This is a genomic window from Catenuloplanes indicus, from assembly GCF_030813715.1.
GTDB classification, from domain to species: Bacteria; Actinomycetota; Actinomycetes; order Mycobacteriales; family Micromonosporaceae; genus Catenuloplanes; species Catenuloplanes indicus.
The window spans coordinates 5,724,160-5,745,036 of the sequence record NZ_JAUSUZ010000001.1 but is presented as its reverse complement, the minus strand read 5'-3'; the positions used below and the strand labels follow the sequence as shown (position 1 = coordinate 5,745,036).

The following is a 20,877-nucleotide window of genomic DNA, read 5'->3' as shown; positions in this document are numbered from 1 at the left end:
GCCGGAGACGTCACCACCGCCGGCGCACCGGCGCGGCGCAGGAAGACCACCACGACCGCGGCTTCCGGCGGTGAGGGGGCTGCCGTTCCCGGCACCGCCGCGAGCGCCCGGAGCACCGGCGCGTCCACGCCGAAGGCGAAGCCGCCGCGCAAGGCACCGGCCGCCCGGACCGCCGCCGACGGCGAGACCACCTCGAAGTCCCGGAAGGACAGCGCATGACGACCGAGCAGAAGACGCCGCCGAAGATGAGCTACGAGCAGGCGCGCGAGGAACTGGGCCGTGTCGTCGAACGGCTGGAGGCCGGCGGCACTTCCCTGGAGGAATCCCTGGCGCTCTGGGAACGCGGCGAGGAACTGGCCGCGCTCTGCCAGCGCTGGCTCGACGGCGCCCGCGCCAAACTCGACGCGGCCCGCGAGGCCCGCACGCAGTGAGCGTCGCCGTCGTGCGGCGGAGGCGAACTGCCACCGCACGACGGCGAGCCGCTGCCGCCCACCGGCAACCGCCGCCGGAGGCGGCCCCTTCACGCGGGGGCGGAGACGAACCGGGGGCGGAGACGAACCGGTGGCGGAGGCGAACCGACGGCCGGTGGTGGCGGCCGGCCGTCAGCGGGTGCCGGAGAGGTCCAGCGCGTAGCGGAACTCCGGCGCGTCCGCATAGGCGCCCGCGGCGGTGACCGGCGGCAGCGTGCCGTGGCTACCGTCGTCGTGCCGGTGACCGTCACGTCCGCGGCGACGGAGCGCGGGTCATCGGCGGTGCGTCCGGTCAGCGTGACGGCGAGAGCCGCGGCCCGGACGGGGGCGGCTGAGGTGGTGCCGCGCATGGACTTCCCCGCGGTGCGGGCGGCCGCGGCCGCCCGCACCGGAGTGGGTCAGGTGGTGATGTCCTGGCCGGAGAAGCCGGCCGGCGGGTCGACGTACGTGCCGGGGCCGGGGACCGGCGGGAAGCCGATCCGGTTCCAGTCGCGGAAGGTCATCGTCATGGTCATCCGCTCGGCGCCGACCTTGACGTCCGCCCGGAACACCGAGATGCGGTTGTCCATGTCGGTCTCGGCGCGGAACGGCACGTTCTTCGCGGCGTCCTCGAAGATCTTCGTGTCCGGGTCCTGGTCGAGGGTGCCGAACTTGCTCGGGCTGAGCGCGGTCAGGTCCATCGTGCCGGTGAACGTGTGCGGGGTGTTCTGCTGGATCGTCCGGATGCTGCGCTCGACGTAGGCCGGGTCCAGCGCGATCTGGTCCATCGCCTCGGTCAGGCCGCCGGCCTGGTCCGGGTCGATCCGTAGCCACTTCTGCCCGTCGAGGCCCTCCGGGATCCGGCCGGCGCCGCCCAGGTCGCCGAGGAGCTGGCGCATGTCCATCTTCATGAACAGGAACTCGGGCGTGATGTGGTACTCGAACGTCATCGACTCGTCCGCGTCACCGGCGACGGTGACGGTGGCGTGCACGGAGCCGGTCTCGTTGTCGACCAGCACCGTGCCGCCCATGCCGGGGTCGTAGGAGATGTCGTAGGCGTACCGGCCCTCGCTCATCGCGGCGAACGAGGAGGCGAGCGCGGCCTTCGGGTCTGGTGCGGGCGCGGAGGAGACCGCGGGGGCCGGTGCGGCGGCGCCCCCGGCGGGAAGGTTGGCGCAGCCGGCCAGCAGGGCCGACAGCGTAATGGCCGCGGTGACCGCGGTGATTGACTGACGCATGTCTGCATCCACCTCAGGACTCGCTGTTGAGCTGCGCGTACGTCTCGTCGGTGGCCTCGACCACGTCGGTGCCGGCCGGCTTGGCCGGTGCGGCGGCCGCACCGTACTCGGAGATGGTGATGGTGAGCGGCGTGCCGGCCAGGTCGTAGACGAGGGAGGTGAGCCGGCCCTGGTCGTCGAGCGTCGCGGTGAACGGCACGGCCTTGAGCTTGTCGTCCGGCGTGGAGCCCTCCTGGGTCAGCACGTACTCACCCGGCGTGTGGTCGTAGAGGTTGGCCACGCCCTTGTACTGCCCGGGACCGGTCTGCTCGGCGGAGACCAGGCCCTTGCCGAGCGGCTCGGCGACGTCGGCCAGGTCGGTGTCCGCGAACGAGATGCCGGTGAACTCCGGCGCCTTGGCCGGGTCGAACATCAGCCACTTCTTGCCGTCCAGGCCGAGCGGCGTGAGCTTGTCGGTGCCGCCGCCGAACGCCGCGGCGAGCACGGCGAAGACATCGGTACGCAGGTACGTGGCGTGCGGCTCGGTGTAGTAGAGCTCCAGCTTGAAGCCCGGCTCCTCGGTCATCGTCGAGGTGAGCGCCATGGACCGGCTGGGCCCGTGCACGACGCCGGACGTCTTCATGCCCGCGGAGTCGGCGGTGAACGCGTAATGCGTGTCGATGTTGATCGCGTTGACGGACGCGGCGAGCGCGGCCTTGGGGTCGGCCGGAACGGCCGGGGCGGTGGCCGAGGCCGGCGCGGCGGCCGGATCGGCGCCCGGCTCCGCGCCGCAGCCGCCGAGAGCGATCGCGATGACGGCGACACCGGCCAGGGAACCCCGTGAAATCTTCACTATGGACTTCTCCATCAGAGAGTGCTGGAAGAAAGCTGGGAGCACCGTACCGACGGGGTGTGACAGATTTTCGGGATTTTTGCCGGGGTACGCGGCGGTCAGGCCAGGCTGTCAGCCAGTTCGCGCAGCTCGGCGGGCTCGGCTGTGCCGACGATCACAATGGTGCGATCCGGGGTGAGCAGCACCAGCGCGGTCTCGGCCGCGCGCGCCGAGTAGGACTGCCACTGCTGCCCGTCGATGGTCACCGGCTCGCCGGGACGGGCGCTGGTGGTGAGTTCCGCGGGGAGCAGCGTCTCGGCCGGGACCGAGCTCTCGACCAGCAGGGCCGCACCGCCGGACGGGCTGACGTACCCGATGCGCAGTGATTTTCCGCCCTCGACCGTGCCGAAGCTGGAGGTGGTCGCGCTCCACTCCGCGCGCAGCCCGGTCGGCGCCAGGACCGGGAACGCGCCGGACGCGCGTGCGGATTCGACGGCCGGCGTGACGTCCCGCACGATCGGGTCCGCGCCGTCCAGGAAGAACTGGTAGTACGCGACCATCAGCGCGAGCGGCACCATGATGACCGCCAGCGACAGGACCATGTCCTTCCAGTTGCGCTCACGCCGGGCCACGGGGGCCGCCGGGGCCGCCGGGGCCGGCACCGCCGGGGAGCTGTTCTGGTCCGCGTCCACGTCACCATCCTGACGGATCCGGGTGGGGTGCCGTCATCCGGCACACCCGGGCGCGACCGAGACCACTGCCGGCGCCTCTGTCCCTGCGGGGAACATACGTGCCAGGATCGGGTGAAGACGCCCCAACGCACAGCGTAAGGCGATCGACCGACTCCGCAACGTAGCGAGGAGGCCGCATGACCGCCAACATTCCGCAGGATCTCGACCGCAACCTGGCGCTCGAACTGGTCCGGGTGACCGAGGCCGCCGCCATGGCCGCCGGCCGATGGGTCGGCAAGGGCGACAAGGAGGGCGGGGACGGCGCGGCCGTCGACGCCATGCGCAAGCTGATCAACTCCATCTCGATGCGCGGAGTGGTGGTGATCGGCGAGGGCGAGAAGGACAACGCCCCGATGCTCTACAACGGCGAGGTCGTGGGCGACCAGTCCGGGCCGGAGGTGGACGTCGCGGTCGACCCGATCGACGGCACCACGCTGATGGCGAAGGGCATGCCCGGCTCGATCGCGGTGCTGGCCGCCGCACAGCGCGGCGCGATGTTCGACCCGAGCGCGGTCTTCTACATGGAGAAGCTGGCGGTCGGCCCGGAGTACGCCGCGGTGATCGACATCGAGGCCGGCGTGCAGGAGAACCTGCGCCGGATCGCGAAGGTCAAGGGCGGCGGCGTCTCGGACGTGACGGTCTGCATCCTGGACCGGCCGCGGCACGCGAACCTGATCAAGGAGGTCCGCGACGCGGGCGCCCGGATCCGGTTCATCTCGGACGGCGACATCGCCGGTGCGATCGCCGCCGCCCGGGAGAACGCCGAGGTCGACGTACTGATGGGAATCGGCGGTACACCGGAGGGCATCGTCGCGGCCTGCGCGCTGAAGTGCATGGGCGGCGAGATCCAGGCGAAGCTGTGGCCGCAGGATCGGGCCGAGCGGGAGAAGGCGCTGGCCGCCGGCCACGACCTGGACCGGGTGCTGACCACGGACGACCTGGTCACCGGCGACAACTGTTTCTTCGTCGCGACCGGCGTGACCAGCGGTGACCTGCTCAAGGGCGTGCGCTACCGGTCGGGTGGCGCGTACACCCAGTCGATCGTGATGCGGTCGAAGAGCGGCACGATCCGGACCATCGACTCGTTCCACCGGCTGGAGAAGCTGGCCCACTACTCCTCGGTCGACTTCAACGGCCAGATCCCGCTGGCCGACTGACGTACCGGGTTCCGCTCGCCGCTCCGCGCGGCCGGCGGAACCCGCTCAGGCGTGCCAGCGCAGCGACAGACCGGAGGCGGCGCGCTCCGCGCGGATCTCCATGACCGTGCCGAGGATCGTCGCCCGGTCCATCACCACCGGCACGTCGTCCAGGCCGAACGTGACCCGGTCGCTGAGGAACACCGGCGTGCCGGCCGGCTGGCGCAGCAGCGTGGCGACCGGCGCGTCCAGCAGCGCCGGGCGCAGCCGCTCCCGGGCCCGGTGCACGACCACGCCCTGTTCGGCCAGCGCGTGGTAGAGCGAGGTCCGGGCGAAGTCGACGCCGAGCAGCGCGGCACCGTACGGCGCCCGGACCCAGGACACCTGGTGCAGCGCGGGCCGGCCGGCGATCAGCCGGACCCGCTCGACCCGGGTGATCCGCTCGCCGGCCGGCAGCCCGAGCGCGTCCGTGGCCCAGGCCGGTGCCTTGCGCGCGGCGATGCCGATCAGGTCGGTGCCGACCACGTGGCCCTGCTCGCGCAGGTCGTCCGCGAGGCTGCGCAGCGAGTCCAGCTGGTACGCCGCGGCCGGCTCGGCCACGAACGTGCCGCGCCCGGCCTGCTGACTGAGCAGCCCGTCCGACTCCAGCCGGGCCAGCGCGGCGCGCAGCGTGGCGAGCGTGACGCCGTACGCCGCGCTCAGCTCCCGCTGCGGCGGGAGCGCGGAGCCGGGCGCGTACTCCCCGGCCCGGATCCTCGCGGTCAGGTCGGCCGCGATCGTCAGATACTTCGGCTCCCGCCGCTCCCGCGTCTCCACCCGCCAGACACTAGCGCCTCCGGCGGAGGCCAAGACCAAGGTCACATGCCTGCTCTTCCCACTTCCGGCGTGGTCCGGTCAGCGTGCTCCCGCGGGCACCGGTTCCGCGGTGGCCGGGACGAACCGGCACGCCTACACCGGTTCCCGGACGCGCACGCCGTTCCCGGACCCCATCGCCTCCCGGAAGCGGCCGGTCATCGTGCCCAGCTCGGCCGGGGACGCGCCGTCCAGCAGGCGGCGCATCAGCGCGGACGCCACCACCACCCCGTCCGCGTGCGTGACCGCCGCGGCCGCGTGCTCCGGCGTGGAGACGCCGAACCCGATCAGCACCGGCAGCTCGGTCAGCGCCCGCACGGCCGTGGCCAGCGGCCCGGCCGCCGCGTCGAGCCGGTCCCGTTCGCCGGTCGTGCCCAGCACCGAGACCGCGTAGACGAACCCCTGCGCACCGGCCGCGATGTCGCGCAGCCGGTCCGGCCGGGTGGACGGCGCGACCAGCGGGATCAGGTCGAGCCCGGCCGCGTTCGCCGCGTCCCGGATCGGCGCCACCTCGTCCAGCGGCGCGTCCGGCACGATCAGGCCGGAGATGCCGGCCTCGGCGAGCCGGGCGGCGAACCCGGGCCGGATCGCCAGGTTCGCGTAGGTCATCACGATCAGCGGCACCTCGGCCCGGAACCCGGCCAGGTCCGCGAGGATCCGGTCGAGCGTGGCGCCCCGGGCCAGCGCGCGGTCCGACGCCTCCTGAATGGTCGGCCCGTCCAGCATCGGGTCGGAGAACGGCAGGCCGATCTCGATCGCGTCCGCACCGTGGTCCTGATAGGCGCGCAGGCAGTCGGCCCAGTCGCGGGTGATGCCGCCGGTCGCGTACGGCACGAGCTTCTTGGTGGTGTTGTCGGCGAAGATCACTGGAACATCTCCATGTCCTTGTCGCCCCGGCCGGAGAGCGTCATCAGGACGGTGAGCCCGGCCAGGTCCCCGGCGCTGCGGACGATCCAGGCGAGCGCGTGCGCCGACTCCAGCGCCGGGATGATCCCCTCGGTCCGGGCCAGCCGGTGCACGGCCTCGATCACCTCGTCGTCGCCGGCCGTCGCGTAGGTCGCCCGGCCGATCGCGCCCAGGTGCGCGTGCTCCGGCCCGACGCCCGGGTAGTCCAGCCCGGCCGCGACCGACGACGCCTCCGCGATCTGCCCGTGCGCGTCCTGCAGGACCATCGACCGGTGCCCGTGCAGCACGCCCGGGGAGCCACCGGTCATCGCCGCGCCGCCGGCCGCCTCCACGCCGACCAGCCGCGCGCTCGTGTCCGCGAAACCGGCGAACGTGCCGGCCGCGTTCGACCCGCCGCCGACGCACGCGACCACCACGTCCGGCACCCGCTCGACCTGGGTGCGCGCCTCCTCGCCGATCACCCGCTGAAACTCCCGGACCATCCACGGGTACGGGTGCGGGCCCATCACCGAGCCGATGCAGTAGTAGGCCTCCGCGGTGTCCGCCACCCACCGGCGCATGGCCTCGTTCGTGGCGTCCTTGAGCGTGCGGCTGCCGCTGCCCACCGGCACGACCGTGGCGCCGAGCATGCGCATCCGGTGTACGTTCGGCGCCTGCCGCTCGATGTCGCGCTCGCCCATGAAGACCACGCACTCCAGCCCGAGCAGCGCGGCCGCGGTGGCCGCGGCCACGCCGTGCTGACCGGCGCCGGTCTCGGCGAGCAGCCGCCGCTTCCCCATCCGGCGGGCGAGCAGCGCCTGCCCGAGCACATTGTTGATCTTGTGGCTTCCGGTGTGCGCCAGGTCCTCGCGCTTGAGCAGCAGCGTCAGCCCCAGCTCCGCGGAGAGTCGGCGGGCCGGCGTGACCGGGGTCGGCCGCCCGGCGTACACGGCGAGCAGCTCGTCCAGGTCCTTGCGGAAGCCGTCGTCGGCCCACGCGTCCCGGAACGCGGCCTCCACCTCCTGACACGCCGGGATCAGGCTCTCCGGCACGAACCGGCCGCCGAACTCACCGAACCGCCCGCGCTCGGCGGGCTCGCTCATCACGCCCATGCCACACCCCCACAGTTATAGAACTCTTGCGGAAGTGTGTCACATCTTCCGCAACAGTTCTAGAACAATTGAGGGGTGAGTTCAATCCAGGTCGTAGCCGGATGGCATGCCGCGGCGCCGGCGGAACAGAATGGCCGCGACCGCGCCGCCGAGCAGGCCGAACAGGTGCCCCTGCCAGGAGACCGTGCTGGTGGTGGGCAGGATGCCGAGCAGCGACCAGCCGTAGAGCAGGCCGATCAGCAGCACCACGCCGAGGTTCCACCAGCTGCGCTCCACGATGCCGCGGGTGAACAGCAGCCCGAGGTAGCCGAAGATGACGCCGCTGGCGCCGACCACCACGGTGTCCGGGCTGCCGGTGAACCAGACGCCGACGCCGGAGACCGCCATGATGAACGCGGTCGACCAGATGAACCGCTTACCGCCCGCGGCCAGCACGAACGTGCCGAGCAGGATCAGCGGGATGCTGTTGCCGTAGAGGTGGTCCCAGTCCGCGTGCAGGAAGTGGGCGAAGACGATGCCGTCCAGGCCCTCCACGTGGTACGGCAGGATGCCCAGCGAGTAGTCCAGACCGAGCCGCAGGAACACGTCCAGCGCCTCGATGACGAAGAGCAGCGGGACGACCGCACACATCGCGACGAACGCCCGGCCGATCGAGGCGTAGAACGCGTCGGTGCCGAAGCGGGCGGCGGCTTCCTGGTCCGCGTAGTTGCTCACACATCACAGGGTTACAGGCGGTCGCACGGTTCGCCAGCCGGGCGGCCGAGGTCACAGCGCCTGCGCATCAACGCAGCCGGGCCAGCGCCTCGCGCAGCTCGCGCGCGTGCGCCGACAGCTGCGTGTAGACACCGGGCAGGCCCGGCCGCGCACAGCCGATCCCCCAGCTCACCACGCCGATCTGCCGCCAGGCACCGTAGGCGTCGCGCCGGACCAGCGGCCCGCCGGAGTCGCCGTAGCAGGCGTCGCGCCGGCCGTCCGCGACGTAGCCGGCGCAGAGCATCTCGTCCGGGCGGTACGTGTAGCCGGCCGCGCGGTACGCGCTCACACAGGTACGGTCGGCGACCAGCGGCACCTCGGCGTACCGAAGGGTGCGCTGCTGCGCCTGGTCCTCGCCGGTCGCGCCCCAGCCGATCACGGTGAACCGGCCGGCGTCGTACCCGGGCGCGTCGTTCACCGTGATCGTCGGGAGGTTCAGCCGGCGGTCCAGCTGCAGCAGCGCCCAGTCGTCCCCCTCGGTCACCTGCTGGTAGCGGGACGCGACGATCATCCGGACCACCCGGGCCTCCCGGGACCGCTTCGCGTCCAGATCCACCGTGTCGGCCGTGACCGCGATCCCGTCGACCGGCAGGCCGGCCGCACAGTGCGCGGCGGTCAGCACCACGCGCGCCGCGATCAGCGTGCCGGCGCATCCGGCGGACACCCGGACCACCCACGGGAACTGGCCGGTGCGGGCCGCTTCGCCGCCGACCACCTCCAGGTCGTGCCGCCCGGCCGCGGCCGGGGACGCACTCAGGAACAGAGCCACCAGCAGCGGGGGTACGAGGAGCGCGCGCTGCCATCCGTACCGGCGAAGGGTCTTGCTCGTGCTGTGCCGCATCTCAGGCAGCATAAGTGGGCGAATGCGCCGCCTGCCGCAAATCCGGCAAAGCGAAGGGGCGCGCGGGCGAACCGCCCGCGCGCCCCTCTCGGCGTTCTTCTAGTACCAGCCGACGCTCTGCGAGTGCGCCCAGGCCTCACAGGGCGTGCCGTAGCGGCCCTTGATGTAGCCGAGGCCCCAGCTGATCTGCGTCGCCGGGTTGGTCTCCCAGTCGCTGCCCGCGGACGCCATCTTGCTACCCGGCAGGGACTGCGGGATGCCGTAAGCGCCGGAGCTCGGGTTCTGTGCCTGGTGGTTCCAGCCGGACTCCTTCGTCCACAGCTTGTCCAGGCAGGGGAACTGATCGATGCCGAAGCCGGAGTCCAGCATGATCGCGCAGCCGGTGGCGCGGTTGCCGCTGTACTCACCGCAGGACTCGGGGATCGGACCGGCGAACGCCGCGGGCTCGGAGGCGTCCTCGTTCGCCGCCGCCTCCTCCTCGGCCTTCCGCTTCTCCTCGGCCTCCTTCGCCGCCTTCTCCCGCTCGGCCTTGCGGCTGGCGGACTCCTCGGCGGCGGCGGCACGCTTGGCGGCGGCCTGCGCGGTCTCGGCGGCCTTCTCGGCGGCGAGCCGCGCGGACTCGGCCTCCTTGGCGTGCACCTTGGTGTACTCGGCGTGCCGGTCCTTGATGTACTGCTCTTCCGCGAGCGTGGCCTCGAACTCGGCCTGTGCGGAGACGCTCTGCTGTTGAATCTCACGGTCCTGGCTCAGGTACACGCCGCCGACCACTCCGGAGAGCAGCAGAGCGACGGACGCCGAGCGGACACCGTAACGGCTCCACAGCGGACTCACGAAGGGGTCCCTTCGTCGGGGGCAAGGACGCGACGCGGAGATCAGCCGCCCGGATCGGCACCCGATGGCCAACCACGGAGCGTGACGGATCCACGCCGCAAGCGTCCCCGACTCGACAGAGCCGGCCCCGCTGCCACCCGGATCGGAACGGTCCGGGTGGGCCGGAAGACGGTCTCCGGCAGCGAGGGTCTCGACGGACGCCCGTCGAACACCCTCACCCAGCGCAAGGCTTAAGTGAAATCCTGGCCCGCATTTGTGAGATGTGCCACACCGTGAAAGCCTTCAGATGCGGACATATCCCAGTTGATCTAGACCCTCTATCGTGGGATGTCCTCCAGCAGGTCAGTGACCACCTCAGCAATCGGTGACCGCTCGGAGCGAGTCAGCGTGACGTGCGCGAAGATCGGGTGACCCTTCAGCGCCTCGATCACGGCCGTGACCCCATCGTGACGACCCACTCGCAGATTGTCACGCTGCGCGACGTCATGGGTGAGCACCACGCGCGACCCCTGACCGATCCGGGACAGCACGGTCAGCAGCACGTTCCGCTCCAGCGACTGCGCCTCGTCCACGATGACGAACGCGTCGTGCAGGCTCCGCCCGCGGATGTGGGTCAGCGGCAGCACCTCGAGCATGCCGCGCGCCAGGACCTCCTCCATCACGTTCTCGTGCACCACCGCGCCGAGCGTGTCGAAGACGGCCTGCGCCCACGGCGACATCTTCTCCGACTCGGAGCCGGGCAGATATCCCAGCTCCTGACCGCCGACCGCGTAGAGCGGGCGGAAGACCACCACCTTCTTGTGCCGGTTCCGCTCCATGGTGGCCTCCAGGCCCGCGCAGAGCGCCAGCGCCGACTTGCCGGTGCCGGCCCGGCCGCCCAGCGACACGATGCCGATCGACTCGTCCAGCAGCAGGTCCAGCGCGATCCGCTGCTCGGCGGACCGGCCCCGCAGCCCGAACGCCTCCCGATCGCCCCGGACCAGCTTCACGGTCCGGTCCTGCATCACGCGCGCCAGCGCGGAGCCGCGCGGCGAGTGCACGACGAGACCGGTGTGCACCGGCTTTCCCGCCACCTCGTCCAGTTCGAGCGCCGCACCGGAGTAGAGCCGCTGCACCTCGTCCTCGGACAGTTCCAGGTCGGCCATGCCGGTCCAGGTCGCGTCCATCGCCTGACCGTGGCGGTACTCGTCCGCCACCAGGCCGACGGACGCCGCCTTGACCCGCAGCGGCATGTCCTTGGAGACCAGCGTCACCTCGCGGCCCTCGGCCGCGAAGTTGAGCGCCACCGAGAGGATGCGGGCGTCGTTCGACTCGTTCCGGAAGCCGTGCGGCAGGACCGAGTCGTCCGAGTGGTTCAGCTCGACACGCAGCGTGCCCCCGGCGTCGTTGGCGAGCACGGGCTGGTCCAGCCGCCCGTACTTCACCCGCAGATCGTCGAGGAGCCGCAGCGACTGCCGGGCGAACCAGCCCAGTTCCGGATGGCTGCGCTTGCCCTCCAGCTCCGTGATCACGACGAGGGGCAGGACCACCTCGTGCTCTGCGAAGCGCTGGAACGCCGCGGGATCGGACAGCAGCACCGACGTGTCCAGGACGAAGACCTGGGTGGATCGGGCTTGAGGAGGCTCCCCGTCCGAGTTTCCCGCCGCCTCGTGGTGTTCACCGGCGTCGGTTGCGGACTCGGACACGGGGAGGGCGGTCGGGTCGTGATCGGCCCGAGAAGTGGTTGGACGAATCGTCACAGGCCTGCTCCGAACGGGCGTGCACCCGAACCCCACCCGCAATCCGCCTCCACCGGTGGCCCTTGCATGTCACGGGGTCGGATGCGGGCCCCGTGGCGCACTCCGTCGCAGGTCCGGGCCGGGCCGGCCGGCTCGGGAAAACCCCGTGCCGTGAGTAAGACGCTAACTGCACAATGCGACTACGACCAGATGCGCAAGGTTACGTTTTCCCGCCGCGTAGATGCTGGCCAGCGATGAGTGAAGACATTCACGTAGTGTCAAGACTGATTTTCGGCGCAGTGAATGAGCCCCTGTTCACTCGGTCGTGACGGATTTCTGCGGGTACGCTGACCGGCGTGTCGTCGAACCGAGTAACCCCCACCGAGGCCTGGCAGGCCACCGCGAGCCGTGCGGCTGACTGCGCTCTCTTCTTCGACTTCGACGGCGTCCTGTCGCCGATCACCGACGACCCCGAGGCGTCCCAGCCGGTGCCCGAGGTGCTCGAGGCGCTCGACGCACTCTCCCGTCTCGTCCGCCGCGTCGCCATCGTCTCCGCGCGCCCGGTCGACTTCCTGCGCGCCCGCTTCGGCACGCTCTCCGAGGTCGACCTGTTCGGGCTGTACGGTCTGGAGCGCAGCCACGGCAAGGGCGAGACGGTCACCGAGCCGGCCGCGCTCCCCTGGGTCCCGGTGGTCGAGGAGGTCGCGTCCGAGGCGCGCACCGCCCTCGGCGACAAGGCCTACGTCGAGTTCAAGCGCCTCTCGGTCGCGCTGCACTGGCGCAAGACCCCGGAGCATGCCGCCGAGATCGAGTCCTGGGCACACGCCGAGGCCGAGCGCCGCGGCCTCAAGGTCCAACTCGGCCGCAAGGTCATCGAGCTCAAGCCCCCGGTCGACCGGGACAAGGGCTTCGTGATCAGCGAGGCCGTCCTCTCCGTCGGCTGCGCGTGGTACTTCGGCGACGACGTCTCCGACATCAAGGCCTTCGACGCGCTCCGCGCCCGCACCGCCGTCGAGCCCGGCTTCCTCGGCGTCTGCGTGGCCGTCGCCAGCTCCGACGAAACCGGCCAGGAGGTCTCCGACGCGGCCGACTTCACCATCGAGTCCCCGGTCGCCGTCGGCACCTTCCTCGCCGACGCCGTCAAAATCCTCCAGGCCAACGCCGCCTCCTGACCGCCCGGCCAGGCCCCACCGGCGGTACCCACAGTCACGGGCAGCCACCCACCACCGGCAGCCACCGGCGCCAGCAGCGCCACCGGCGGCACCCGGCACCACCGGCGCGCAACGCGCGAGCCGGACTTTATCCCGCCCGAGATATGACCATGTTCCGCTCCGTGCCCGCCGGGCTCTACTCCCTGCTGCGACCAGACCGGCCCTCAGTCATGCGAGGCAGGCCGCACCGGAGGTGTGGGCCTCGTGTACCAGATCATTGCTTTCGAGCACCGCATGACAGCGATTCGCGACACGAGATCCACGATCAAGCTTGGTGACACCAGCCGAGGGCTCAAGCTCGGGCGCTCCACACCCGAAATATCATCATATTTTTCCTGGAACTTGCTGGCTCCGCATAACGCCACCGCCCTCCCCGCCGCCATGCCGGACACAAAAGCGGAGGCCCGCGGTGAACGTACCGACGATGCCGCTGAATGGTGAAATATGGGCCAAGGGCCGGAAAGCCGCACCTGGCTGGGCAAGGTGTGTCGGATCTGCAGCGGACGCGGGACTGGCAGGGCGGAGCGCCGGCGACAACCGGTGCCCAATGCCACTTAGCTTATTTTGATCTTGGTTGCCTGGTGGGTGGTCTGGTGGCTTTGTCTGCTTCGATGGTGTGGTGTCGGGTGTGGGGGTGCGGCCGGATCAGGTGTCGGTCGGTGTGCTGGTGACGGCGGTGCCGCGGGATGCGGTTGATGGGGCGGTGGCGCAGTGCGGTGTGGGTGCGAAACGGTCGGATGGGAAGTTGCCGCCGCATGTGACGGCGTATCTGACGATGGGGTTGTGGCTGTTCGCGGATGATGACTATGCCGAGGTCGCGAAGAAGGTGACCGGTGGACTGGACCGGTTCGGGTGCTGGGATGCGGGCTGGTTGGCGCCGACGCCGGGTGGGATTTCTCAGGCCAGGAAGCGGCTGGGCCGGGATGTGCTGGCGGAGGTGTTCGAGCGGGTCGCCCGGCCGGTCGCGTCACCGGTCACGTCAGGTGCGTGGTTGCGGGACCGGCGGGTCCTTGCCATCGACGGGTTCGACGTGGACGTGCCGGACACGATGGAGAACGCGGCCGAGTTCGGGTACTCCCGGACCGGTGGTGGCCCGTCGGCGTTCCCGAAAGCCCGGGTCGTGGCGTTGACCGAGTGCGGGACACACGCGTTCCTGGCGGCGGAGGTCGGCGCGTATGCGGTCGCCGAACAGACCCTGGCCATGCCGTTGTATTCGCGGCTGCGACGCGGGGAACTGCTGACCGCCGACCGTGCCTTCTACTCGTTTACGGCGTGGGACCGGGCGCAGGCGACCGGCGCGGACCTGCTGTGGCGGATCCAGGCCGGGATCAGGCTCCCGGTGATCGAGATCCTCGGCGACGGCACCTATCTGACCGTGTTGATGGACAAGACGATCCGCGGTGGCCGCCGGGACCGGATCCTGGCCGCCGCGGCCGGCGGGACCCTGGACACCTGCGACGACGCGATCAACGACCGTGGCCTGCCCGCCGCCCACCTGGTCCGGGTCGTCGAGTACGACGTCCCGGACCGGGCCGGTAACGGCACCGGTGAGCTGATCACCCTGGCCACCACCATCACCGACCCCGCCCAGGCCGGCCCGGACGAACTCGCCGAGGCATACCACCTGCGATGGGAACACGAAACCGCCAACGACCAGCTCAAAACCCACCTCCGCGGGCCCGGCCGGATCCTGCGCTCGAAACTGCCCGACCTCGTCCACCAGGAAATTTGGGCCTGGCTGCTCGTCCAGCACGCACTCACCGTCCTGATCACCGCCGCCGCCGACGCCGCCGCGATCGACCCCGACCGGATCAGCTTCACCGACACCCTGCGCCTCGTCCGCCGCTCAGCCACCGGCTCAGCGGCCATTTCCCCCTGAGGACTGGACCACCCAGCTACCCACCATCTGGACCCACATCACCCGGGAACTCAACCCCACCCGACGCCACCGCACCTGCCCCCGCGCCGTCAAACGCTGCCGCCGCAACATGTACCGGCCCAAACGACGCGACGAACCCGCCAGCACCCGACACACCGGCCCCGCCACCATCCGCCTCCACCCACCATCAAGATCAAAATAAGCTAAGTGGCATTGAACCGGTGCCCGCGGGAGCATGCGGCGAATGAGCGGCCGGAAGCGGGAGGAAGAAAGGGTTCAGGCGCCGAAGCGCCGTTGGCGGTCGCCGTAGGCGCGGAGGGCGCGGAGGAAATCGGTGCGGCGGAACTCCGGCCAGTTGGCGTCGCAGAAGTAGAACTCGGACTGGGCCGACTGCCAGAGCAGGAAGCCGGAGAGGCGCTGCTCGCCGCTGGTGCGGATGATGAGGTCCGGGTCGGGCTGGCCCTTGGTGTAGAGGTGTTCGGCGATGTGGTCGACGTCGAGGACCTCGACCAGTTCCTCGATCGTGCCGCCGGCCCGGGCGTGCTCGGAGAGCAGGGAGCGGACCGCGTCGGCGATCTCCCGGCGGCCGCCGTAGCCGACCGCGAAGTTGACCTCGACGCCGCCGGAGCGGGTGCGGGTCTTCTCCTGGGCGGCCTTGAGCGCGGCGGCGGTGTCGGCCGGGAGCAGGTCGAGCGCGCCGACCATGCGCAGGCGCCACGGGTTGCCGTCCTCGGCGAGCTCGGTGCCGAGGACCTCGATGATGCGCAGCAGCGGGTCGAGTTCCTTGGCGGGGCGCCGCAGGTTGTCGGTGGCCAGCAGGTAGAGCGTGACGTGCGCGATGCCGGCCTGGTCGCACCAGTCGAGCAGGTGCTTGATGCGCTCGGCGCCGACGCGGTGGCCGTCGTTCGGGTCGATGAAACCCATTTCCCTGGCCCACCGGCGGTTGCCGTCGACGATCACGCCCACGTGCCGGGGCACCGGCTTGCCGACCAGTTTGCTGGTCAGCCGCCGCTCGTAGGCGCTGTAGACAAGGTCCCGCAGATTCATCACCACGCAGCCTAGCCATCGTGGCAAGCGGCGCCAGGGCCAGACGGCCGTCGGAGCGCGAGATTAACCGGATTTGTCAGGATTAGGGATAATCTAAAAACGTCACAATCCGGCCACATGGGGGACGCCCGGATGGTCGGACGTCCCCCGGGTGACACGCCGGATCAGCCCAGGCGGGCCTTGAGCGCGTCCAGCTCCGCCCAGAGCGCGGCCGGCAGCTTGCCGCCGAACCGCTCGAACCACTCCGTGATCAGCGGGAGTTCCGCGCGCCACTCGTCCGGGTCGACCGCGAGCGCGGCCTCCAGCGCTCCCGGTGGCAGCGACAGCCCGCTGAGGTCGATCGCGGACGCGGGTGGGACCAGCCCGATCGGGCTCTCCACCGCGGCGCCCCGCCCGTCCAGCCGCTCGATGATCCACTTGAGCACCCGGATGTTCTCCCCGAAGCCGGGCCACAGGAAGCCGCCGTCGTCGTCCCGGCGGAACCAGTTCACGTAGAAGATCTTCGGCAGCACCGTGTCCGGCGCCGACTTGCCGAGCGAGATCCAGTGGTTGAGGTAGTCGCCCGCGTGGTAGCCGATGAACGGCAGCATCGCCATCGGGTCGCGGCGCACCACGCCGACCGCCCCGGCCGCGGCCGCGGTCGTCTCGGACGACAGCGTGGCACCGAGGTAGACGCCGTGCGTCCAGTCCCGCGCCTCCGCGACCAGCGGCACCGTGGTCCTGCGCCGGCCGCCGAACAGGATCGCGTCGATCGGCACGCCCCGCGGGTCGTCGTACTCCGCGGCCAGCGTCGGGCACTGCCCGATCGGCACGCAGAACCGGCTGTTCGGATGCGACGACGGCTCGCCGGCCGACGGCATCCAGGGCTCGCCCGTCCAGGACGTGAGGTGTGCCGGCGGCTCGCCCATCCCCTCCCACCAGACGTCGCCGTCGTCCGTGCGCGCGACGTTCGTGAAGATCGCGTTGCCGCGTGCGAGCGTGCGCATCGCGTTCGCGTTCGTGGTCCAGTCCGTGCCGGGTGCCACGCCGAACAGCCCGAACTCCGGGTTGACCGCGTAGAGCCGGCCGTCCGGCCCGAACCGCATCCAGGCGATGTCGTCGCCGATCGTCTCGACCTTCCAGCCGGGCAGCACCGGGTCGAGCATGGCCAGGTTGGTCTTGCCGCAGGCGGACGGGAACGCGCCGGCGATGTGCCGCACCTGGCCCGCCGGCGAGGTCACCTTGATGATCAGCATGTGCTCGGCCAGCCAGCCCTCGTCGCGGGCGAGTACGCTGGCGATCCGCAGCGCGTAGCACTTCTTGCCCAGCAGCGAGTTGCCGCCGTAGCCGGAGCCGTACGACCAGATCTCCAGGCTCTCCGGGAAGTGCGAGATGTACTTCGTCCGGCTGCACGGCCACGGCACGTCCGCCTCGCCTGGCTCGAGCGGCATGCCGACCGAGTGCAGCGCGCGGACGTACTGCGCGTCCGTCCCCATCGCCGCCAGCACCGCGCCGCCCATGCGCGTCATGATGCGCATGGAGGCCACGACGTACGCGCTGTCCGTGATTTCGACCCCGAATTTGGGATCCTCGGCGTCCAAGGGACCCATACAAAAAGGGATCACGTACATGGCACGACCACGCATAGCGCCGCGGTACAGCTCCGTCATCGCGCGCTTCATCTCGTCCGGCGCGACCCAGTTGTTGGTGGGGCCGGCGTCGGCCTCGTCGGCCGAGCAGATGAACGTACGCTCCTCGACCCGGGCCACGTCGGTCGGGTCGGTGCACGCCCAGAACGACGCGGGACGGTGTTCCGGATTGAGCCGGACCAGCGTGCCCGTGCCGACCAGCTCGTCGGTGAGCCGGCGGTACTCCTCGTCGGACCCGTCGCACCAGACGACGCGGTCGGGCCGGGTGAGGTCGGCGACCTGGCGGACCCAGGTCAGCAGGTCTCGGTGGTCGGTGGGGGCTGACATCACTGATCTCCTTAGGTCGACGCTGACCGTTCGCGTGCACGGAGACCGGGCGTAGGCACGCCTGGGGTCCGGCACGGGAGTTCTCCACAGCGTAAGTCAGTTCAGCGCGTCATCTTCGTGAAGAAGTGCACAAACAACGGTGCGGATGCACTTTCACGGTGGTTCCTACGGCCGGGCGCGCAGATGCGCGCAAGAACTTTCGGGGAGAGACCGGGTCTGCACAATCCGGACTTTTTGCCATAAGCTCGGAGTCATCCGACATCCCAGGCGTACCTCCCCAACCCCCGTCATCAGGAGGCAAGCAATGGGCACTGATCACTCTTCCGACTCACCGTCCAAACCGGCCGAGCCCTCGCTCGGCCTGGAGTCGCTGGACTCCGCGGTCGAGGACGCGGCGCTGCTCGACGCGGTCCGCGCCGGCGACCCGGACGCCTACGGCACGCTCTGGGAGCGCCATTCGGACGCGGCCCGCGCGCTGGCCCGCACGCTGGTCCGCGACCCGGCCGACGTCGAGGACCTGGTCGCCGAGACGTTCGCCAAGGTGCTCGCGAAGCTGCGCGCCGGGCAGGGCCCACAGCTCGCGTTCCGCGCCTACCTGAGCACCACGCTGCGGCACGTCTGCTACCACCGCGTCCGCCGGGACCGGCGGCTCCAGTTCACCGACGACCTGACCCGGTACGACGTGAGCGAGCCGTTCCCGGACCCGACGCTGGCCGCACTGGAGCAGGCGTACGCGGCTCGCGCGTTCCGCAAGCTGCCGGCCCGCTGGCGGGAGGTGCTGTGGCGCACCGAGGTGGAGGGCGCCACGCCCAGCCAGGTCGCGCCACTGCTCGGCCTGACGCCGAACGCGGCCGCGGTGCTCGCCCACCGCGCGCGGGAGGGGCTGCGCCAGGGCTACCTGCGCGAGCACCTGGCCGGCGCGGCATCCGCGGACTGCCGGTGGACCAGCGACCGGCTCGGCGGATACCTGCGCGCCCGGCTCTCCGCGCGGGAACGCACCAAGGTGGGCCGCCACCTGGCCCGCTGCCGGCAGTGTGCACTGCGGGTGGGCGAACTGAGTGAGGTCAACGGCGGTCGATGCCGGGTCCGCGTGCGGCACGCGCACACCTGAGTACCCTGTCCGGATGCACAAGCTGTGGGCTCGCTTCGGTCACCTCGTCCAGGAGATCGGCAAGTTCGGCGTGGTGGGCGGCATCGCGTTCGTGGTCGACTTCGCGATCTACGCGTTCTGCCTGCAGGGCCTCGGGATGGAGACGCTCACCGCCAAGGCGATCGCCGCATCGATCGCCGCCACGCTGGCGTTCTTCGGCAACCGCTTCTGGACCTGGCGGCACCGGGAGCGGTCCGGCCTCGCCCGCGAGTACGGGCTCTACTTCTTCTTCAACCTGGTCGGAATCGGTGTGGCGCTCGGCACACTCGCGCTGACCCACTATGGGCTCGGTTCGATCTGGCCGGTATTTCAGACCGAGGCCGCGGACTACATCTCTGCCCAGTTCCTGGGTACCGCACTGGGCACGCTCGTCCGGTTCTGGTCGTACCGGACGTTCGTCTTCGTCGCTGCGGCACCAGCCTCGACGCCACCGCCCGTACCTGCGGAAAGTACGGAACGTGACTAAGGACGCCGCAATGAATTTGCTACCGACCGGTCCCACGCTCACATCCGACAACCTGTCGTAAGGTGGCCGAATGCGTCTTCTCCGTCTGCTGCCGGAACGGTGGCAGAAGCTGATCCGCGAGGCGGCCAAGTTCGGCATCGTCGGCGGCGTCAACTTCGGAATCAACTTCGCCATCTTCAACATCCTCATCCTGACCGTGATGCGCGGCGGAGAGCTGAAGGCGAACATCATCGCGACGGTCATCGCGACCACCACGTCGTACCTGATGAACCGGCACTGGACCTATCGTGACCGCCCGAAGTCGAGCATGCGCCGTGAGTACGTGCTGTTCTTCTTCTTCAACGGCGTCGCGCTCGGCATCGAGCTCGGCGTGCTGGCCGGTTTCAAGTACGGTCTGGGCCTGCACACCGTGCTGGCGCTCAACATCGCCAAGTTCGGCGGCCAGGTCTTCGGCACGCTGTTCCGGTTCTGGTCGTACCGCACGTTCGTGTTCCGCCGGGTGCCGGCCGGCAAGGTCGATCACCTGCACATCGAGGACATCGACCCGCACGCGATGGCCGACCTCGACCTCACCGCGGAACTGGCCGAGCACTCGACTCACCAGGACGCCGACGGGAGCGCCGAGGGCCGCCCAAACGGCGTCGCCGCGGTCGCTCCTCAGCAGCGGACCGCGGATAGCAGCACCCCGGTTCCGAACCCGACGTCCTGACCGGGGCCGTGATCCGGTCCGGCACGGGTGAGCCGGCGGACGTGTTCTTCGAGGACCTCACCCCGGGGCTGGTGTTCGACCTCGGGGTGACGGCCGTCGACGAAATCGAGATGATCACGTTCGCGGAGCGGTTCGACCCGCAGTGGTACCACGTCGACGGCGACCTGGCCGCCCGCAGCCCGTACCGGGGCCTGATCGCGAGCGGCTGGTTCACCGCGAGCCTGTTCATGCGCGCGTACGTCGAGCACCTGCTCCAGCACGCCGCCGCCGACGCCTCGCCGGGCATCGAGGAGCTGCGCTGGCTCGCTCCGGTCCGCGGCGGCGACCGGCTCGGCACCCGGCTCGAGGTGCTCGGCCGCCGGCCGTCCGACGCCCGTCCCGGCCTCGGCACCGTCACGCTCGAGGGCACGATGAGCCGCCTCGACGCGGCCGGATACCCGGAGGAGGACGTGCTCCGCCTCCGGTTCCGGGGCTGGTTCCTGCGGAGACCGGCCGGCTAGGCCGGATTCCCCGGCGCCTTCAGCGCGTCCCGCAGCTCGTCGTCGCCGAGCGTGTGCTTGTCCCGGTCCGCCTCGACCAGCTCGTACAGCGTGGTCTGGACCTGCTCGATGCGCGGGATGTCGACCAGCACCGACTGGCCGCGCTCCCCGGCCGACTCGATGGTCAGCGTGCCGGAACCGAGCAGCCGCTCGACGAAGCGCTGCGTCATCGAGTGGTCGTTCACCCGGGACAGCGGGATGTCCCGCCGGTCGCGGTTGAGTACGCCCTTCTGCAGCATCACCCGCTCGTTCGTGAAGACGTAGTTCGTGTTGCGCCAGACCAGGAACGGCCACAGCGCCAGCCAGCCGGCCAGCACGACCGCGGCCACGACGATCGCCAGCTGGCCGATCATCCAGCCCTCGGGCAGCAGGAAGCTCGCGCCGACGGCCGCGACCGCGAGCACGGTGACGGTCACCGGCCCGATCAGCGCCTTCCAGTGCGGGCGCAGGTGCAACACGACGTGCTCGTCACTGGTGAGCACGTCCTCCGGAAAGGCCACGGGTTCCTCCTCTAGGGAATGTGCGCAGCACGGTAGCGCGTGCGTACCAGGCCTCCGACGCAGG

At 70.7% G+C, this 20,877-nt stretch carries 22 protein-coding genes; 9 read left to right on the top strand and 13 right to left on the bottom strand.

Features of this window, described 5'->3' with window-relative positions:
• Nucleotides 1-215: 215 nt before the first annotated feature.
• A complete protein-coding gene (locus J2S42_RS25995) occupies nucleotides 216-431 on the top strand; it encodes an exodeoxyribonuclease VII small subunit (RefSeq protein ID WP_307243143.1) in 216 nt (71 codons plus the stop codon).
• Nucleotides 432-868: 437 nt separating this feature from the next.
• On the opposite strand, the gene J2S42_RS25990 is transcribed toward J2S42_RS25995, so the two are convergent.
• From J2S42_RS25990 to J2S42_RS25980, 3 genes are all read right to left on the bottom strand, one after another.
• A complete protein-coding gene (locus tag J2S42_RS25990; RefSeq protein WP_307243140.1) occupies nucleotides 869-1,687 on the bottom strand; it encodes a hypothetical protein in 819 nt (272 codons plus the stop codon).
• A gap of 13 nt (nucleotides 1,688-1,700) precedes the next feature.
• Complete coding sequence (locus J2S42_RS25985; protein ID WP_307243138.1) at nucleotides 1,701-2,519, bottom strand: hypothetical protein; 819 nt, start codon at nucleotides 2,517-2,519, stop codon at nucleotides 1,701-1,703.
• A gap of 98 nt (nucleotides 2,520-2,617) precedes the next feature.
• Complete coding sequence (locus J2S42_RS25980) at nucleotides 2,618-3,190, bottom strand: DUF4245 domain-containing protein (RefSeq protein ID WP_307243137.1); 573 nt, start codon at nucleotides 3,188-3,190, stop codon at nucleotides 2,618-2,620.
• A gap of 176 nt (nucleotides 3,191-3,366) precedes the next feature.
• On the opposite strand from J2S42_RS25980, the gene glpX reads away from it, so the two are divergent.
• Nucleotides 3,367-4,386, top strand: a complete 1,020-nt coding sequence (glpX, locus tag J2S42_RS25975; RefSeq protein WP_307243135.1) for a class II fructose-bisphosphatase — start codon at nucleotides 3,367-3,369, stop codon at nucleotides 4,384-4,386.
• A gap of 45 nt (nucleotides 4,387-4,431) precedes the next feature.
• On the opposite strand, the gene J2S42_RS25970 is transcribed toward glpX, so the two are convergent.
• The 7 genes from J2S42_RS25970 to phoH2 form a co-directional block, all read right to left on the bottom strand.
• Complete coding sequence (locus J2S42_RS25970) at nucleotides 4,432-5,181, bottom strand: GntR family transcriptional regulator (protein ID WP_307243134.1); 750 nt, start codon at nucleotides 5,179-5,181, stop codon at nucleotides 4,432-4,434.
• A 132-nt stretch (nucleotides 5,182-5,313) separates the two neighbouring features.
• A complete protein-coding gene (gene trpA / locus J2S42_RS25965; protein WP_307243133.1) occupies nucleotides 5,314-6,084 on the bottom strand; it encodes a tryptophan synthase subunit alpha in 771 nt (256 codons plus the stop codon).
• Complete coding sequence (trpB, locus tag J2S42_RS25960; protein WP_307243131.1) at nucleotides 6,081-7,214, bottom strand: tryptophan synthase subunit beta; 1,134 nt, start codon at nucleotides 7,212-7,214, stop codon at nucleotides 6,081-6,083. The genes trpA and trpB overlap by 4 nt, the downstream gene beginning before the upstream one ends.
• 81 nt (nucleotides 7,215-7,295) lie before the next feature.
• Nucleotides 7,296-7,928, bottom strand: a complete 633-nt coding sequence (locus tag J2S42_RS25955; protein ID WP_307243129.1) for a rhomboid family intramembrane serine protease — start codon at nucleotides 7,926-7,928, stop codon at nucleotides 7,296-7,298.
• Nucleotides 7,929-7,995: 67 nt separating this feature from the next.
• Nucleotides 7,996-8,808, bottom strand: a complete 813-nt coding sequence (locus J2S42_RS25950) for a S1 family peptidase (RefSeq protein ID WP_307243126.1) — start codon at nucleotides 8,806-8,808, stop codon at nucleotides 7,996-7,998.
• 99 nt (nucleotides 8,809-8,907) lie between these two features.
• On the bottom strand, nucleotides 8,908-9,639 hold the full coding sequence (locus J2S42_RS25945) for an aggregation-promoting factor C-terminal-like domain-containing protein (protein ID WP_307243125.1): 732 nt from the start codon (nucleotides 9,637-9,639) through the stop codon (nucleotides 8,908-8,910).
• 317 nt (nucleotides 9,640-9,956) lie between these two features.
• Nucleotides 9,957-11,228, bottom strand: coding sequence for an RNA 5'-3' helicase PhoH2 (gene phoH2, locus J2S42_RS25940; RefSeq protein WP_307249030.1), 1,272 nt, complete (start codon nucleotides 11,226-11,228; stop codon nucleotides 9,957-9,959).
• A 485-nt stretch (nucleotides 11,229-11,713) separates the two neighbouring features.
• Between phoH2 and otsB the strand changes: the two genes are divergently transcribed.
• The 3 genes from otsB to J2S42_RS25925 all read left to right on the top strand — a co-directional run bounded on the left by otsB (nucleotide 11,714) and on the right by J2S42_RS25925 (nucleotide 14,447).
• On the top strand, nucleotides 11,714-12,529 hold the full coding sequence (gene otsB / locus J2S42_RS25935; protein WP_307243123.1) for a trehalose-phosphatase: 816 nt from the start codon (nucleotides 11,714-11,716) through the stop codon (nucleotides 12,527-12,529).
• Between the two features lie 243 nt (nucleotides 12,530-12,772).
• Nucleotides 12,773-13,009, top strand: coding sequence for a hypothetical protein (locus J2S42_RS25930; protein WP_307243121.1), 237 nt, complete (start codon nucleotides 12,773-12,775; stop codon nucleotides 13,007-13,009).
• A gap of 175 nt (nucleotides 13,010-13,184) precedes the next feature.
• Nucleotides 13,185-14,447: an IS4 family transposase gene (locus J2S42_RS25925; protein WP_307243119.1), complete on the top strand. Its 1,263-nt coding sequence runs from the start codon at nucleotides 13,185-13,187 to the stop codon at nucleotides 14,445-14,447.
• A gap of 276 nt (nucleotides 14,448-14,723) precedes the next feature.
• Here J2S42_RS25925 and J2S42_RS25920 read toward each other — a convergent pair whose 3' ends face one another.
• Both J2S42_RS25920 and J2S42_RS25915 read right to left on the bottom strand, forming a co-directional pair.
• Complete coding sequence (locus J2S42_RS25920; RefSeq protein ID WP_307243117.1) at nucleotides 14,724-15,494, bottom strand: isoprenyl transferase; 771 nt, start codon at nucleotides 15,492-15,494, stop codon at nucleotides 14,724-14,726.
• 164 nt (nucleotides 15,495-15,658) lie between these two features.
• Complete coding sequence (locus J2S42_RS25915; protein WP_307243115.1) at nucleotides 15,659-17,449, bottom strand: phosphoenolpyruvate carboxykinase (GTP); 1,791 nt, start codon at nucleotides 17,447-17,449, stop codon at nucleotides 15,659-15,661.
• 304 nt (nucleotides 17,450-17,753) lie between these two features.
• Here J2S42_RS25915 and J2S42_RS25910 point away from each other — a divergent pair, with 304 nt between their 5' ends.
• The 4 genes from J2S42_RS25910 (at nucleotide 17,754) to J2S42_RS25895 (ending at nucleotide 20,274) form a co-directional block, all read left to right on the top strand.
• The gene (locus tag J2S42_RS25910) at nucleotides 17,754-18,560 is read left to right on the top strand and encodes a sigma-70 family RNA polymerase sigma factor (RefSeq protein ID WP_307243113.1); all 807 of its coding nucleotides are present in this window, start codon (nucleotides 17,754-17,756) and stop codon (nucleotides 18,558-18,560) included.
• Between the two features lie 13 nt (nucleotides 18,561-18,573).
• Nucleotides 18,574-19,065 (top strand): GtrA family protein, encoded by a 492-nt coding sequence (locus tag J2S42_RS25905; protein WP_307243111.1) that lies wholly within the window; start codon nucleotides 18,574-18,576, stop codon nucleotides 19,063-19,065.
• Between the two features lie 70 nt (nucleotides 19,066-19,135).
• Nucleotides 19,136-19,774 (top strand): GtrA family protein, encoded by a 639-nt coding sequence (locus tag J2S42_RS25900; RefSeq protein ID WP_307243109.1) that lies wholly within the window; start codon nucleotides 19,136-19,138, stop codon nucleotides 19,772-19,774.
• Nucleotides 19,775-19,782: 8 nt separating this feature from the next.
• Nucleotides 19,783-20,274 (top strand): MaoC/PaaZ C-terminal domain-containing protein, encoded by a 492-nt coding sequence (locus J2S42_RS25895; RefSeq protein ID WP_307243107.1) that lies wholly within the window; start codon nucleotides 19,783-19,785, stop codon nucleotides 20,272-20,274.
• On the opposite strand, the gene J2S42_RS25890 is transcribed toward J2S42_RS25895, so the two are convergent.
• A complete protein-coding gene (locus J2S42_RS25890) occupies nucleotides 20,271-20,813 on the bottom strand; it encodes a PH domain-containing protein (protein ID WP_307243106.1) in 543 nt (180 codons plus the stop codon). The two genes, J2S42_RS25895 and J2S42_RS25890, sit on opposite strands and share 4 nt — an antisense overlap.
• Nucleotides 20,814-20,877 lie beyond the last annotated feature (64 nt).